Below are 15,536 nucleotides of genomic sequence, written 5' to 3' on the forward strand. Positions count from 1 at the left end.
CTGATCTAAACCCCATTGAAAAGAAATGGGCTCAAGCTAAGTTTCTACGCCAAGGGTGGATGGAGAATAATCTGCCTAAGCTATTTCAGGATATGGGCTGTATTTATTTTATTGTGAACTGACTATATGTTCATAGGGACAGTCCAGAAATTATGTCACGAACCTATAATCGACCTCACTATACTGTCAGTCGTGTATTACTAGGCTGTTTGCTATCTTGGTTTGGTACCACGGTAAACACTTATGCAGCCGTCACTGATATACAAGTTAATAGTTTGATTACGCAAGCGGTTAAGACTCATCCGTTAGTGAACTCAGCTAGAGCCAGTCAAGAAGCTACTGCAGAAGGTATTAATGCCGCTAAACTAAACCTATTGCCAACTCCAAGTGTGAGTTCGGGCTTCGATAGAGATAATGATTTTGTCTCACAAGTCACCATACGGCAGCCGTTATGGACTGGAGGCAAGCTTACAGCTGATGTCAATCAAGCCATATTTGATGATAAAGCAGCAGTAGAGTATATTTATGAACAGCAAAATCAAGTCGCCAAAACCACTATTGATGCTTGGCAAAGTTATATCCAAGCTATTGCAAAGCAAGATATTCATCTAGAGGGTCTAAAAGAACTTAACGAATTTGAAGCTATGATGCAGCGCCGTGTTGGTCAAGGTGTGTCAGCCCGCATTGAGCTTGACCTAGTAACTAACCGTATTCTACAAGAGCAAAATGCTTATCAAGGGGCAGTAGAGCAGCAACGTATTGCCGCCGCCAGACTTGAGCAGATTATCGGTCAGCCTTTAACGCAAATCAGTAGCACTAATATGCCAAACATAAAGGAGTTGGTAAATCAGGCGAAACAGCAGTCGGCTGGCTTTGAGCAACTGGCCTTTAGCCAAACCGGTTTCTATAACCCTACAGTAGTAAAAGAACACTTTCAAATTGAATCGGCAAAGCAAGGCGTTGAAGCTCAACAGGCATCCAAATTCCCTACGGTGTATGCGCAGTACGAGTATGCTTATTACCATGAAGATAACAGAGACGATAAAGACAAGAAAGACAGTGGCAAATTCTCTTTGGGTTTAAATTACACTCCTGGTGCTGGGTTTTCTAATTTTGCGTTAGCACGTGCCTCTCAAGCCCAAGTTAATAGTCTAGTGCAAACTCAAGAAGCTGCACGCCGTACTGTGATAGAAAATATTCAGATACAGTATCAGCAGTTTGTCAGTGCTAAAGATCGAGAGAGCTCTTTGGTTGCAGCAGTAGCAGGAGCACAGCTCGTGGTCAGTTCTTATCGTCGGCAGTTTATTGCTGGGCGTAAGTCATGGCTTGAGGTACTAAATGCGGTTCGCGAACATAATGAGTATCAGGTGCAATTGGTACAGACAAGAGCGGATATGCTGGGCGCATTCTATAAGTTACAAGTGGACTTTGGTAGTATGCCGTGGCAACAATACGCCCATAACCGTGAGCCAGTGACTTTATTTAGACCACTAGATCCTGTCAAAAAGTGGATGAATAAGCAAGAGACAAAGAGATCAAGCGCTAGCCTTGGTTATGTTACAGCAGTCGCAGATGATGACTATATAGAAATTAGGTTGCCTGCAAATGTAGAGGATAGCCTCAACAATGGTGAGCGAATTATGCTAAATGAAGACTACAGTATTACCCCTATAGTTGATTAGAAAAACATGAGAAGCAATTAAAGCAGCAAGTTACATGAATAAAAATCTTGCTATCAGTAGTTTAAAGTCGATGCGTCAATGATGACCGTAATGGTTAGAGTAACGATTTGAATTAAAACATACCTGATCATCTTCATTGTTTTAATATTAAAAAAGTGATTGTTATGAGTTCGAACTTAAATCCTATGCCTCCTAATTCATATAGCAGTGATATTACTAGTATGACAGGCCCAGTGCTGTCTCCGTCTGAGTTGACGCAAACTTTAGCGGATGCTATCAGGCATCTGTTAAGTCAGCAAGGTTATCCAATAGATAACGTACGCCTGCAAGACGTCATTGCGCGCCACGATGGATTGTCAGCTAATAATAAAGGACAAGCTATCAACGAGTTGGGCGGCGTCATTGGCGTGTTAAAAGATGTGGGCATCAATAATACGCCAGAAATATTAGAACAACCCGATGCGGCTTTTCTACCTTTATTAGCCTGTCGTGCCGACTTAGGTTGGGGTGTCATCGATGGTCAAACGCCACAAGGCAGCTGGAACTTTAGACAAGAAAAAAGCAACACTCATACTCGAGTAAATGAGCTGACGTTGATTTTACGGCTTCGCCTCACTGATGAGCATATTCAAAAGCGCAAAGCCACCTTTGCCGATCTACTAAAGTCAGACTTGGGAAACTATAAAGGTGTGCTTTTTGAAGCTATTCTTGCCACATTTTTAATAAATATGTTGGCATTGGCCGTATCACTATTCTCCATGCAAGTTTATGATCGAGTGATACCAACCCGTAGCGAATATACGCTCATTATTTTGGCCAGTGGTGTATTCCTAGTGATTCTCTTTGAAGCGTTTATGAAGTTTTCGCGCTCGAGAATCATGGACAAAGTGGTTGTGGGTCTTGACCAGTATTTGTCTCGTGAGGTATTCCAGCGATTACTTAAAGTACGTATCGATCAGATGCCAGGATCAGTAGGGTCTATGGCCGCACAGCTAAGGGGCTATGAGCAAGTCCGTAGTTTTTTTACTGCTAGTACCTTATTTGGACTAGTCGATTTACCGATGACCATTATCTTTATTACTTTAATGGCCATTATTGGCTCACCATTAGTGGCAATTGTTCCTGTTATTGCGGCAGTGATAGCCGTAACAATGGGCCTATCTGCTCGCAAACGTATCGATGCTATTGCTGCTGAAGGTGCCACTGCTTCTTATTATAAGACTGGCCTATTGGTAGAGGCAGTAGAAGGGGTCGAGACTATAAAAGCTGGGGCAGGAAGCTGGAAGTTCTTATCGCGTTGGCTTGATGTGATGAATATCACTATCAAAAACGACTTAGATATGAAGCACACTAATGATAATTTGACATACTTTACCCAAATGCTGCAACAGATCAGTTATGTTGGGATTGTGATTGTGGGCTCGTTCGTTGTCATTTCAGGTGACATGACTATGGGTGGGTTGATTGCTTGTTCAATATTAGGCGGTAGAGTGTTAGCCCCTGTTATGATGCTCCCTAGTCTCTTAGTGCAGTATTCGCATGCCAAAGCCGCTAAGCTCAATATTGAATCGTTGTTTGCATTAGAGCAAGACAATCATGGTGTGGCTTATCCGCTGTCACCTAGTCGTATCAAAGGTTTTTATCAATGCGATGGACTAGTGTTTAATTACCAAGATAATGATAGACCCGCTATCGATATTAAGAGGTTAACCATTCGTCCTGGAGAGCGTATAGCGATTCTTGGGCCTATAGGATCAGGTAAATCTACCCTTCTCAAGGTGCTGGCTGGATTATATGCACCTACTAAAGGACGTATATTATTAGATGGTCTAGATATTCATCAAATCAGTCGTGAGACCTTGAGTGAACGTCTGGGATATTTACAACAAGACCATCGTTTGTTTCAAGGCACCTTAAGGGAGAATTTACTGATAGGTATGCCGGCGCCAGATGATGATTTGATGCAAGAAGTGTTAATGAAAACAGGGTTGATAAATTTAGTATCTAGCCACTCTAGTGGTCTTGAGCTACCTATTAGCGAAGGGGGACGCGGACTATCAGGCGGACAAAAACAGCTGGTTGCTTTCACCCGTTTATTATTGTCCAAGCCCAACGTGTTTTTGCTCGATGAACCCACTGCTTCTATGGATAATAGACAGGAGCAACGCTGCATACAAGTTCTAAAGCACGAACTGACAGAAGGTCAGACTTTTATCGTATCTACCCATAAAACGGCTCTTTTAGAGTTGGTTGATCGGATCATCATAATGGATAATCAACGCATTGTGATGGACGGCCCCAAACAGGCAGTACTTGATGAGTTAGGCAAGAACGAACAAGCAAAACCTCAGGGTACTGTACAATCAAGGGGGGAAGCCAAGCAAAACATTGAGCAGCAGCAGCCAGAAAACCCAGCAAAACCTGAAGCGGAAACACCGAACAATCCCCCAACTAGACGGCTCACTATAAAGCCTATAATTACAAAAACTGCAACAGACGCTGAAGGTAAGTAGGTATGGCAGACTATAAATATACCCCCAATAAGATTAAAATTGGTCGTTCAAGACTGAGCATTTGGATCGGTTTTCTCGGCATTTTAGTTTTAGTTATTTGGGCCTCATTCGCTAAAATTGATCAAGTGACTCGTGCAAAAGCTACAGTCATCGCCAGCGCTCGAACGCAAGAGATTCAAGCGTCAGAGGGCGGTATCTTGACAGAATTGGCAGTCACTGAAGGACAAGAGGTCAAAGCAGGGCAGCTGCTAGTGGTTTTAGAAGAGGAGCGAGCCAAAGCAGCATTGGATAACTCTGCCACCAAAACCGCTGCTTTAAAAGCTAAATTAGCTCGCCTAAATGCAGAGATTTTTGAGAAACCATTAGTATTCACGCCAGACGTTAAAAAATACCCTGAATACGTACAAAACCAAACAGAACTTTATAATCGTCGTCGTCAGGCTATTAATGAAGAGGTTTCTTCTCTTGAAGCTATGCTAGTTCTGGCTAAAAAAGAGCTTAGTATGAATGAGCCATTATTAGAGTATGGCGATGTCAGCCAAGCTGATGTCATTAAGCTACGCCGTCAGGTTGCTGAGATTGAAGCACAGATTAATAATAAACGTAATAAATATTTTGAAGAAGCACAAGCCGATATGACCAAAGCTCAAGAAGAGCTGGATACCGAACTTGAGCTGTTACGAGATCGGGTGCAGGTGTTGGATGAAAAGCGTTTGACCTCGCCAACAGATGGCAAAATCAAAAATATCAACGTCACTACTATCGGTGGTGTCGTCAAGCCAGGTGAAGTTATTTTGCAGATTCTACCAACCAGTAGCGATCTAATCATAGATGCAAAAGTCAGTCCCGCTGATATTGCCTATGTCAAAGAAGGGCAAGACGCTACTGTAAAGCTTGATGCTTATGACTATTCGATCTTTGGTGCGATGAACGGTACAGTAAATTATATCAGCCCGGATACGCTAATGGAGCAAACTCCTAAAGGGGAAGAGCCTTACTATCGAGTCTTGATCGTCATTACTGGTGCTGAGTTTAAAGGTCGGGCGGATAAAATAGTTATCAAGCCTGGTATGACAGCTTCTGTTGATATTAAAGCTATGGAACGGACAGTGTTGTCTTATCTAACCAAACCTATTACTAAAACCTTGTCTGAAGGCATGGGCGAACGTTAAATTAGTTTTAATAAAGTCTATAAAAGTCTATAAGTTTGATTAAAAATACAAACGACCTCAGTTATCTAGAGAGTCGTTTGCACTTAGCACCGTAGTTAGCTGTTTTTATAGATAGCTAATAATAGCTTAATAACAAGTTATAAATACTGTCTTTAATATAACCGCCTATATTTACCGGCAAAAACCCCAGTCCATTGTAGTAATGAGCTGGGGTTTTTTCTGTTATTAATCTGCTAAGTGGAACTAAACTTGAGCTGGCAAGTTCTACTACAGCAGCTTTGCGCTACGCTGAAGAAATGCTACACATTAGTGGAGAGTATTTTAGACATTTATATTATTGGTTTGAATAAAATTTATCAATAATCGCAATTAATACCTTATTTCTCTTGCTGTTTCAAAAGCAAATCTATCGATGCCATGAGCTTGCTGATGGATTTTCAAGTTCTTAAATCTTCATAAAAAAGCTATAGTGTTAGATTTTGCTAAACATAATTTTTTGGATATAGAAGTTGGAAACAATTAAAATAACTACTGCAGCTTGTTTTTTGCTTTAAAGGGTTCCGAGAATTGTAGGATTAGAAAGTTGACAACCGACAATATTATCGCAATTTCATAGCGTCCATAAGCAACCGAGATGCCGATTGCAGCGGTATTCCATAAACTTGCTGCCGTCGCAGTGCCTTTTACCGTATTGTCGCCTTTAAAAATAGCACCACCACCAATGAAGCCCATACCTGTAATAATCGCGTACATGATCCTTGCCTCAGGCTCTGAGCCATGATAAATGTCTACAGCGACTAGCATGAAAGCACAGGATGCAATACTCACTAGCGGAAAGGTTCTCAGTCCTGCACCCTTATCTTTCATCTCACGATTAAGCGCAATCGGTAGCGAAAGTATGAAAGCAATGCCTAATTGAATAAAATGATATCCCAACAGTTTTAAGCTTAAATCAAATTCAAACATAGCTAGTTACGCTCTGTAAAAAGGAGTTAATAGTGAAAGTAGGCTTGTGCTTGAGTCAACTCAGTGACCCATTAATAAAATTCAATAAATGCGGCTGCAACTTCTACAATGTTAAAACAGGCCAACTAAATCTTATAACATTATTTTATTTGTATTGATTATAGGGGATTATAACTATTCTATAATTAAAAAAATCTTGTTAGAAGAGCACATTTAGGTTTCTTATTATCATCACTAGACCGCTGATTACCATTAGTATAAGCAACATTATTCTAAACTGACTAATACTCATTCCTGCCAAAAAACGTTTGCCAATAATATTGCCAATAACGGCACCTAATCCTAATATCAGACCATAAATCCAAAGCTTGAAAGTGAATATGCCAAAAAAAGCGTAGCTGCTAATCTGTATAATTCCTACAAAAAATGAATTGGCAGTCTTGGTAGCGATAAGGTTTTCTTTTTCTAATCCAGAGTTCATGTAAAAAGGGTTCAATATAGGACCGAGACCACCCACTAAAGTGCTCATAAACGCAATGACAAAACCCAGAGGTATAAAGCCTACTTTAGGCATATCAAACGTCTTACTCACTTTGCCGAACTTATACTGGAAGATGGTGGACACTAAAAATACGCCAATCAATAACTGAATCCACCCAGCATCTAACCGACTAAAAACTAATGCTGCTAACCATGCCCCGACAATAGCACTTGGTACATAATATTTAGTCAACGACCAATCAATATCATTCCAGAATAGATACATCCGCGAGCCGTTACTAATAAAGGTTGCCAAATTGATTACAGGGGCTGCCGCTGTTACCCCGATTATCCAAGAAGTGACAGGTATCAGTAATATGGCACCGCCACCACCCGATATTATAGAGATAATAAAAGCGAGCATACCAGCGAAAAACAAGCCTGTTAAGTGCCAAATTGGGATGGGTTGTAATAAATCTAAAACAATGGACACGATAAGATCCTGTTTCATGAGTGATATCAAATAGTAGTATTTAACTAACTTTTGATAATTGCTAAGAGATTTTATTAAAAGAGGTTTGTTATTTCTCTAGCGATATCGAAGACTTTGGTGAGGGTTATGACGCCCCTATATTCCTTAAAAAAACGGCGGTCATACATAGAGTACAACCACCGCCGTAAAAGATATTAAGAACCAAGTATTTAAACGTTAAACAGCAATTTTCTTAGAACGCTTACGATATATGCTACGGATAATAGGCAGGAATACCATCAAAATTGCTAGCATCCAAAGAGCTATCGTGATCGGACTGCTCCACAAGATAGACAGGTCACCTTGAGATATAGATAGTGCGCGTCTTAAGTTAGATTCCATCAGCTCACCTAGCACATAACCTAAAATTAGTGCTGATAATGGGAAGTTTAACTTACGTAAGAAATAACCAAATACACCCAATGCCACCATAAATACTAAGTCAAAGGTAGTGCTATGGATTGAATAAACACCAACAAAGCTGACGGCAGCAATTGCTGGTAGCAACACATAGTTTGGTACATCAAGCAATTTTGCAAATAGACCAACTAATGGAATGTTCATCACTAACAAAATAACGTTACAGATGAATAAAGAGGCAATAAGACCCCAAACGATATCAGGTTGCTCAGTAAATAACTGTGGACCTGGCGTGATGTTATACAAAGTTAGTGCACCCATCATGACCGCTGTAGTACCAGAACCTGGTACACCTAGCGTCAACATCGGTACAAATGAGCCACAAGCTGAGGCATTGTTTGCCGCCTCTGGTGAGGCAACACCGCGTAGATCGCCATCACCAAAAGTACCAGTATCACCAGCGATTTTGCGTTCACTAGCATACGTCATGGCACTAGCAATAGTAGCGCCTGCACCCGGTAGAATACCAACGACAAAACCCATCAAGCCGCTACGTAACATAGCTCCTAAGCTAAACGTAAATTCTCTAAAGTTTAATAAACTACGTTTACCTTGTTGGATAACTTTGTGTCCAGTAGTGGTTTTCTCAAGCATTATTAGGATTTCGCTAACACTAAAGAAACCAATAACAATCGTCGTAAACTGAATACCATCAGATAGATTGACTGAGTCAAAAGTATAACGATAAATACCAGTCACTGCATCGACACCCACAGTCGCAAGACCAAGACCAATTAAAGCCGCAATACCGGTTTTAACGGGTTGGTCACCGACTAAGCCACTTAAGCAGGTGATTGCAAATACCATCAGCACGAAGTACTCAGAAGGTCCAAATGAGATGGCCCATTTAGCCAATAATGGTGCGAATAACACTACGCCGATAGTCGCAATAGTGGCACCAATAAAAGAGGCTACCGCAGATAAGGACAGTGCAATACCGGCCTTTCCTTGTTTGGCTAAAGGGTAGCCATCCAAAGTCGTCATAATGGCGCCAGCATCACCAGGTACGTTAATGAGAATGGCAGAAATACGACCGCCATATTCACAGCCAAGATAGACCGCAGACAGTAAGATTAGAGCACTCTCTGGTGGTAGCCCAAGAGCAAAAGCAAAAGGTAGCAATATCGCTACACCGTTAATAGGACCAAGGCCTGGTAGCATACCTACAATCGTACCTAAGAAGGCACCGATAAGTGCAATCAATAAGTTTTTGGGTGTGGATGCAATAGAGAAACCATGCATCAAAAAATCAAAAGTATCCATATTGGCTATCCTATTATTCCTGATAATATTCCGAGTGGTAATTTGACATCTAACAAAATATCAAATAAGACGTACAAGGCAATACTGATCACAACTGAAAATATTAAGCATTTAAAAGGGTTGCCTGCAAACAGTATACCTACCGCAAAAGACATCAGAATAGTGGCAAGGATAAAACCTAATACTTCAAAAATAAGACCATAAACCAATAGAGCTAGGGCACAAAGTACTAGATTCTTGATGATAGGTTTGGTCAGTTCTAAATCAATAGGCTTAGTAAAGCGTGCTGGACGAAAAGCGACGACTAAAGCGCCAAATGCCAACAAGGAAAAAATTAAAATAGGGTAAGGACGAGGACCAATTGGGTCATAAGCAATAGGGGCGACATAACCAATGGCTAAATATATTAAAAATATACTCACTAGTGCCATTAGCCCAGAAAACAGACGTTCCATTGTCATAAGGAATATTCCTTGAGTTTTGGGGCAAAAGACTGACAGATAAATGTCCTGCCAGCCTTTGGAAAATACCAGAAATAATCAGTATTCAATTATTAAGGTTATTTGATTTTTATATGACTACTTTGCTGCTGCTTCAACAAGACCGTATTCAGCAGACAATTCACGTAAATCATTGGTCTGTTTATAGACGTAAGCTTCTAGCTCTTCACCCGTCATAGAGAATGGTAGTAAGTCTTGTTGCTCACGAATTTCAGCAAATTTTGGATCAGCAAGCATTTTGTCAAACGAATCTTTCCACCAGTTATAAGCGCCAGCACTCACGTCTGGACCCATGTAATAACCACGGACGACTGGCCAAGTTACATCATAGCCTTGCTCTTTGGCAGTAGGGATATTAGCCATACTACCGCTCAATCTTTCTTCTGAAAATACCGCTAGTACGCGTAATTTATTAGCGGTAGCTTGTGGCATAATCTCAGCAATACCCGCACTAACAACTGTGATATGGTTGCCCATGACTGCGGTAATAGCTTCACCACCACCTTCCATCGCCACATAGGTCATGTCGCTAGGTTTAACGCCAACGGCTTTCGCTAAAATTGCGGTTTGCATCCAATCCTGACCACCCACACTACCACCAGCACCGAAGCTGATAGCTTTTGGATTCTTTTTCAATTCAGCGACCAATCCTGCTAGATCTTTGATTGGTGACTCTGCATTAACCGCAATAGCGCCATAATCTGTACCAACACCTGCCAACCATTTCACGTCTTTTTCGGTGAATTTACCAAATTTACCTTGCGACAAGTTCAGCAGAGAGCCGGTAGAGAAGGCAATAATCTCATCGCCATTAGAACGGTCATTAGCAACGATTTTGTTATAAGCCACAGCACCTACGCCGCCTGGCATATAAGTGACGCGCATAGGCTCTTTTAAGAGACCAGTATCTCTTAGGCCAATTTGAGCAAGCTTACAAGTGATGTCAAAGCCACCACCTGGTTTCGCTGGCGCAATACATTCTGGTCGTGAAGGGGCTATTAACTCAGCAGAACCATCTGCGGCAGTCGCATCTGTACTAGCAGTTTCGTTTGCTTTGTTACAAGCGCTCAAAGATAGGATAGAGGATAGACCAAGAGCCAAATAGGTTAGTTTTTTCACACGACACTCCTTGTGTGTATTTTTACAATAAAAATTCGATAGAATTTTGGCCAAGACAAAAAAAGTGTTACCAATAAAATCGCATTTGATGAGCAAGATGACTTAACTTATTGGCAATAGATTTTTTATCACTTTGCAAAAGTAGCAGAATATTTCGAAAATGACAAGAAACATATGTATGTATATATGAATTATATAGTAGTATATTAAGCAGGATATCTCCTAAGTTGCTTTTTTATAGGAGTAGGCACAATAACAGACTGATATTAAGGTTTGCTAAAAAAATATATTTTTATTAACAAAAACAGTTAGATAGGGATATTTAACAAAATTTTTAGTCGTTAGAAAGCACTAGTAATCACATTAACATCAGTATCATTAGGATGCTAAAATAAAGGTTTGGGCAGTTGAAGATTTAGTAGGAAGATTAGATGCGCTACCAAAAAGACGGATTAGGTAGGTGTAGAAAATACTAAAAAATTAACGCATACTTTGCTTGTAAGCGGTTAGAACATGAACTGAATAATTAAAATCGCTATTATTCCAACAACAATATCTAAGGGCACTGCCTTGAATAACAGGGCATTAAAAAGTTTGTTTTTTTCTATAACGACTTGGGAGGCACCTAACATTAGACTACCGCCTGATGAGAAAGGGGACAGTGATGAGCTTTGCGCTCCCACAACAATACAAGTAAATAGTAATAAAGGACTTATGCCAGAGGCAACGGCTAGAGGCAGCACTATAGGAAATAAAGTAGGAGCGACTACGCCGAGTGTACTAGCAAATATTGACATGATTGCGCTGATAACGAAAACTAAAATCGGTATCATCCAGATAGGAACGTTAGTACTTAGCCATTCAGTGAGCTCATAGATGACACCTATTTCTACCCCGAGACTAATTAACATACCAACGCCACAAATCATAATAAGAGTGTTCCAAGGTATGAGTGTAATCACAGCTTTTTCGTCACCTAACTTTAAAAGTAGACTAATTAAAGCAAAAATAATGGCGATAAAACCAATGTCAATCCGAGCGTTTAAAAATTGAATTGTTGATACTTGCGGCATAAGTAAGTTTAAGACGGGCACAATAAGCACAATAGCCATCATAATAAAAATCAGCATAATAGATTGTTTTTGCTTACTGTTAAAAGGCTCTGGTACTACGGTCTGAATTGCAATTTTGCTATTTTTGGCATTGATAAAGCTATAGCCACTCAATAGAATTACAGGTATAAAAAAAGTAGCGGCAAAGATTCCTAAGACATAAGTAAAGGTATTATCATTGGCGACGCCTGCGCCGCGCATCAGCTCCCTAAAGATAACCCCACTTTGTGAAGTGATAAAGTTAGCACCAGCTAAGGCACCATAGTTCACCGACAAGGTAGCAATAACAATGTTTAAGTTAGTTCGTTTAGACAACAGTAGGATCATCGGTGCCATCGTGGCTAAGACGGTATAATAACCAGCGCCTAAGCCTGCAATGATGGTGGCAACAAAGAAAATAACCAAAGGTAAGTATGCGGGGAAGTGACGACATTTATAGATTAGATGACTTGATAACTTTTCTAAAGCACCGTTAGCCAGTGGGAAGTTATAGAAGAGCGTCACAGCAAAAATAACAAAGAAAATTTTGAGCGGCCATAGTTCAATAATTTCATGAGCCTTTAGCCCCATACCAAAACAACCGATAAGGTATGAAAACGCAATAGCAAATAGGCCAATATTAATCTTGGTGGTATAGCCCAAAATGATGCATATCACGATAGCGGCTAGAATATAAAAAGTCACGACTACTCCTTGGCCCTAACGGTATGAATTCTATAAAAAACCATAGCAGTTTTTACAGAGTAAAAAGCATTACACTAAATGCTAATATCGACCAATACATTTCAACACTAAGAAATCTTAAAAGCCTAACCGTGTCTCTAGTTGACTAGAATGATAGCAAAAAAAAGCTTAGGTTAATTAGATAAAATTAATCACTAGTACATGAATGAGCCTTAACATTAGAGTGATTGGGTATGCCCTAGTTTTTATAGTAATAGCAAGGCTTGACGAGATTGAGATAGTTAATAGAAACCTTCCATCGTGGTGAAAAAAAATGATATATGATTTCAAGAACTTTAAAATGCCGCGCTACGAGCAAGTGCGATGGCACATACAGACCTTATTGACAGAGAGTAAATGGGATGAAAACACGCCCTTACCTACCGAACAGGAGTTTGCAGATAAGTATGAAGTATCCGTAGGCACTGTCCGTAAAGCTGTGGAAAAATTAGTAGAAGAGGGCATTTTAGTCAAGCAGCAAGGTAAAGGTACTTTTTTAAAGCGCCCAGATTTTAATAGCTCGTTATTAAGGTTTTTTAAGTTCCGTGATAAAGATGCTCGCTATGTTACACCGAAAGGTATAGTGACGAAAATCATGGTAATAGATGGTATTGATGATATTAACCAAAAACTAGATATAGGTAAAAACAAAGCGTTAATCTATATAGAACGTATGCGCATGGTCGAAGATAAAGTCCTGTTGAGTGAAAGAATCTGGTTACCTAAGAGCCGTTACCAAGCCTTCGCAACCCTAAATCCTGAGGACTTTGAGAATCTTCTCTATCCGTTTTATTATACAAAGTGTGGTCAGTATGTGTCATCTGCGGTAGAAACTTTGTTTTTTATAACTAATCACAGTGATCCTTATTTAGGCAATACTAAGCAAGAAAACTTAGTTAAGGTCTGCCGTGTTGCCAAAAACTTAGAAGGCGACCCTATTGAATATAGAGAATCTTATGGACTGGCAGAGAAGTTCAGCTATGAAATTAATATTACTTAGCTATTAGTAAGTTGAGTTAATGATAAAAATATCCTAATAATTAATAGGACTATATAAATCACTGATCTAAGCTATCAATGGCAAAAGGCTACCTGAGTATTCAACTTGATACTGAGGTAGCTTTTTTTAAGCTCAGTAATAGTTACTTTTCTATTGACCTAACACCCGTACACGAGCACTGATTGGTTTGAATTCTTTATCACCAGCAGGGGAAACGATACCACCAAAAGGCATTTGAGCAATCATTTTCCAGCTGCTTGGGATGTTAAAAGCCTGCGCAACCTCTGCTTCAAACACAGGGGTGTAATGCTGCAAATTTGCACCGATACCAAGATCACTTAGTGAAGTCCAAATAGCGTATTGATGCATAGCATTAGTGTGCTCTGCCCAAATTGGAAAGCTTTCTGCATAAAGCGCAAACTGCTGTTGTAATGTTTTTACATCGTCTTCATCTTCAAAAAATAATACAGTTCCTGCTCCAGCACGAAAACCGTTCATCTTGTGCTCAGTAGCAGAAAAATCACCATCACCTACAATCTGTCTTAAGTTGTTTTCGGCAATGTCCCAAAGACGTTTATGTTCATCACCAAACAACAGCACAATGCGAGTGGTTTGTGAATTAAATGATGAAGGCGTATGTAGTATAGCGTGCTCTATAGTGTCAATGACGGCTTGTCTAGCAACGGGTAAAGTGTTGTTTAAAGCATAGATAGTGCGACGATTCTCAAACGAGTCGTGTAGTTTAAGGGTGTTGGTTGACATGATTTTTCCTATTTAATGAGTGGGTTTTGATGATTGAAAGGTTTTAATACTGGTATTTCTTTAGAGTAGTTAGAGCTAACTAACCAAGAGCAATAATTAGCAATGCTTCCCTAACATAAACATGGCTTACCCTTTATGCATAAAGGGGACTGAGACTGCAACAGTTCATTATTAGTGATAATTGTTAATGGGTATAGTGTTTATAGTTGACCGGCCATACTATTTAGCCATGGCTGCTAACTGCTGACGATTATGGGGCGCATCAAAATCAATATCAGGGCCAAGAGGTACCATACCTGTTGGGTTAATAGTTTGGTGACTACCATAATAATGCGTTTTAATATGATACATATTCACAGTGTCAGCGATGCCAGGCGTTTGATATAAATCCCGCAGATAGCCCCAAAGATTCGGGTAGTCAAAGATACGGCGCAGATTACATTTAAAGTGACCCACGTACACGCTATCGAAACGCACTAAAGTAGTGAATAGTCGCCAATCTGCTTCAGTTACACTGTCACCTATTAAATAGCGATGATCGTTTAGCCGTAGCTCCAAAGTATCTAGCGCCTTGAATACCTCAATCACCGCTTCAGTATAAGCCTTTTGACTAGTGGCAAAGCCCGCTCGATAAACCCCATTATTGATAGTTGGGTAGATAAATTCATTTAAGGCATCGATTTCTGCTAATAGCTGTGGCGCTGAAAAATCATAGGCTGATGCTCCAACCTTATTGAATGCGGTATTGAACATACGAATAATTTCAGATGACTCATTACTAACGATAGTATTGGTTTTTTTATCCCATAAAATAGGTACAGTGACTCGCCCGCTATAGTCGGCTTTAGCTGCGGTATATATTTGATATAGATAAGTTGCGTTCATGATCGGATCAGCGATAACGCCTTGATCAGAATGGAATGTCCAGCCTTTATCACCCATGATAGGATTGACTACTGATATACTGATAATGTCCTCTAAGCCTTTTAGCTTGCGATAAATAATAGTGCGATGTGCCCAAGGGCAGGCTAAAGATACATATAAGTGATAACGATTAGGCTCAGCTTTAAAACCGCTAATACTTGAGACTCCAGCACTACCATCGGCGGTTATCCAGTTTCTAAAACTAGAGTCTTTACGCTCAAAGCTTCCACCAGTAGATTGGGTGTCATACCATCGGTTGTGCCACTGACCTTCGACTAATAGACCCACTTTATCCTCCTATACTTTCGCTTGCTATTTTATTTATCAGCTAACTGACAGCTCTAAGCTCTAAGCTATAAGGTCTAATT

General features: G+C 40.1%; 12 protein-coding genes. 4 read left to right on the forward strand and 8 right to left on the reverse strand.

Annotated elements, in window-relative coordinates; all coding sequences use genetic code 11:
• The first annotated feature begins 152 nt into the window (after positions 1-152).
• From KZA12_RS00005 to KZA12_RS00015, 3 genes are all read left to right on the forward strand, one after another.
• Positions 153-1,682, forward strand: a complete 1,530-nt coding sequence (locus tag KZA12_RS00005; protein WP_218688783.1) for a TolC family protein — start codon at positions 153-155, stop codon at positions 1,680-1,682.
• A gap of 221 nt (positions 1,683-1,903) precedes the next feature.
• A complete protein-coding gene (locus tag KZA12_RS00010; protein ID WP_373416563.1) occupies positions 1,904-4,195 on the forward strand; it encodes a type I secretion system permease/ATPase in 2,292 nt (763 codons plus the stop codon).
• Between the two features lie 2 nt (positions 4,196-4,197).
• The gene (locus tag KZA12_RS00015; protein WP_218688785.1) at positions 4,198-5,367 is read left to right on the forward strand and encodes an HlyD family efflux transporter periplasmic adaptor subunit; all 1,170 of its coding nucleotides are present in this window, start codon (positions 4,198-4,200) and stop codon (positions 5,365-5,367) included.
• Between the two features lie 528 nt (positions 5,368-5,895).
• On the opposite strand, the gene KZA12_RS00020 is transcribed toward KZA12_RS00015, so the two are convergent.
• The 6 genes from KZA12_RS00020 to KZA12_RS00045 form a co-directional block, all read right to left on the reverse strand.
• Complete coding sequence (locus tag KZA12_RS00020; RefSeq protein WP_218688786.1) at positions 5,896-6,333, reverse strand: MgtC/SapB family protein; 438 nt, start codon at positions 6,331-6,333, stop codon at positions 5,896-5,898.
• A gap of 199 nt (positions 6,334-6,532) precedes the next feature.
• Positions 6,533-7,306 (reverse strand): sulfite exporter TauE/SafE family protein, encoded by a 774-nt coding sequence (locus KZA12_RS00025; protein WP_373416555.1) that lies wholly within the window; start codon positions 7,304-7,306, stop codon positions 6,533-6,535.
• A gap of 216 nt (positions 7,307-7,522) precedes the next feature.
• Positions 7,523-9,028 (reverse strand): tripartite tricarboxylate transporter permease, encoded by a 1,506-nt coding sequence (locus tag KZA12_RS00030; RefSeq protein WP_218688788.1) that lies wholly within the window; start codon positions 9,026-9,028, stop codon positions 7,523-7,525.
• A gap of 5 nt (positions 9,029-9,033) precedes the next feature.
• Positions 9,034-9,489 (reverse strand): tripartite tricarboxylate transporter TctB family protein, encoded by a 456-nt coding sequence (locus tag KZA12_RS00035; RefSeq protein WP_218688789.1) that lies wholly within the window; start codon positions 9,487-9,489, stop codon positions 9,034-9,036.
• A gap of 117 nt (positions 9,490-9,606) precedes the next feature.
• On the reverse strand, positions 9,607-10,647 hold the full coding sequence (locus KZA12_RS00040) for a tripartite tricarboxylate transporter substrate binding protein (RefSeq protein ID WP_218688790.1): 1,041 nt from the start codon (positions 10,645-10,647) through the stop codon (positions 9,607-9,609).
• A 506-nt stretch (positions 10,648-11,153) separates the two neighbouring features.
• Positions 11,154-12,443 (reverse strand): SLC13 family permease, encoded by a 1,290-nt coding sequence (locus KZA12_RS00045; protein WP_218688791.1) that lies wholly within the window; start codon positions 12,441-12,443, stop codon positions 11,154-11,156.
• Between the two features lie 313 nt (positions 12,444-12,756).
• Between KZA12_RS00045 and KZA12_RS00050 the strand changes: the two genes are divergently transcribed.
• On the forward strand, positions 12,757-13,482 hold the full coding sequence (locus tag KZA12_RS00050) for a GntR family transcriptional regulator (protein WP_218688792.1): 726 nt from the start codon (positions 12,757-12,759) through the stop codon (positions 13,480-13,482).
• A 150-nt stretch (positions 13,483-13,632) separates the two neighbouring features.
• Here the strand turns inward: KZA12_RS00050 and KZA12_RS00055 are convergent, their stop codons facing one another.
• Together KZA12_RS00055 and KZA12_RS00060 are read right to left on the reverse strand one after the other, a co-directional pair.
• Positions 13,633-14,244 (reverse strand): nitroreductase family protein, encoded by a 612-nt coding sequence (locus KZA12_RS00055; protein ID WP_218688793.1) that lies wholly within the window; start codon positions 14,242-14,244, stop codon positions 13,633-13,635.
• A 219-nt stretch (positions 14,245-14,463) separates the two neighbouring features.
• On the reverse strand, positions 14,464-15,456 hold the full coding sequence (locus KZA12_RS00060) for a glutathione S-transferase family protein (RefSeq protein ID WP_218688794.1): 993 nt from the start codon (positions 15,454-15,456) through the stop codon (positions 14,464-14,466).
• Between the last annotated feature and the right edge of the window lie 80 nt (positions 15,457-15,536).

The sequence above is a fragment of the Psychrobacter sp. BF1 genome (genome assembly GCF_019279065.1).
GTDB lineage: Bacteria > Pseudomonadota > Gammaproteobacteria > Pseudomonadales > Moraxellaceae > Psychrobacter > Psychrobacter urativorans.

Bases quoted from the DNA above. Each gene is read 5' to 3' on its own strand.
- KZA12_RS00030 (WP_218688788.1), bottom strand. From the start codon at position 9,028: ATGGATACTTTTGATTTTTTGATGCATGGTTTCTCTATTGCATCCACA.
- KZA12_RS00010 (WP_373416563.1), top strand. From the start codon at position 1,904: ATGACAGGCCCAGTGCTGTCTCCGTCTGAGTTGACGCAAACTTTAGCG.
- KZA12_RS00035 (WP_218688789.1), bottom strand. From the start codon at position 9,489: ATGACAATGGAACGTCTGTTTTCTGGGCTAATGGCACTAGTGAGTATA.
- KZA12_RS00015 (WP_218688785.1), top strand. From the start codon at position 4,198: ATGGCAGACTATAAATATACCCCCAATAAGATTAAAATTGGTCGTTCA.
- KZA12_RS00005 (WP_218688783.1), top strand. From the start codon at position 153: ATGTCACGAACCTATAATCGACCTCACTATACTGTCAGTCGTGTATTA.
- KZA12_RS00055 (WP_218688793.1), bottom strand. From the start codon at position 14,244: ATGTCAACCAACACCCTTAAACTACACGACTCGTTTGAGAATCGTCGC.
- KZA12_RS00050 (WP_218688792.1), top strand. From the start codon at position 12,757: ATGATATATGATTTCAAGAACTTTAAAATGCCGCGCTACGAGCAAGTG.
- KZA12_RS00020 (WP_218688786.1), bottom strand. From the start codon at position 6,333: ATGTTTGAATTTGATTTAAGCTTAAAACTGTTGGGATATCATTTTATT.